Consider the following 668-nt stretch of genomic DNA (forward strand, 5'->3'; position numbering starts at 1 on the left):
GCGTCTATGGCTCGGCTGTCGAAACATAGTGGCCTACTTCAGACCATCCCTAGGTGACAAAAAACGTAGCAAAAAAGAGTTAGAGGCGCTTCGAGCGCAGTCCGAGGCATTTCATTGGTATACATATCGTGAGTCGTTCAGATATTCCCTTCTGGACAGCTATTGGGATATCCAATGCCCTGCGTGCGAATGCAAAGGTTTTTTAGGTGGCGACAAGGTGCATGAAGAAGTCATTGATCAAGACTATGGAAGTGGCTATGAAACCGTAGAAAGGTACTTCACCCCAGCAGAGTTCTACTGTCCTTCCTGTGACCTGCGGTTGGATGGTGCCGAGGAAATGGAAGCAGCAGAATTTGAAGAAGAGTACACAGATCAGGACGAGCGAGAAATAGAGTACGAACCCGACTACGGTAACGATTAACAGCTCAACTAGACGCAAAATGCAATAAAAGCGCGTCCTTGATGGCGAAGATTAGGCGCATCGTCCGCAGCATCAGCCGAGAGTCATCGGACAATGTAATCGCAAAGGGGCAATTGCATAGAGCGGCCTTGAACATGGTGTAGAAGGCTGAAAGTTGCGAAGTTGACAGCTTCCTGAATCGCCCCGGGTTTCCTAGACACTCTCCAGGCTCGCTGCGTAACGCTTTTCAAACTCTACCGGTGACAGC

The 668-nt window shown here is 49.4% G+C and carries 1 protein-coding gene; it reads left to right on the forward strand.

All coding sequences use genetic code 11. From position 1 onward, the window contains the following. Positions 1-421, forward strand: a 421-nt coding sequence (locus ACW9H9_RS28730; protein ID WP_457346725.1) for a hypothetical protein, incomplete at its 5' end; no start/stop codon positions are given. Between the last annotated feature and the right edge of the window lie 247 nt (positions 422-668).

It is taken from the genome of Pseudomonas sp. SDO5215_S409 (genome assembly GCF_054071325.1).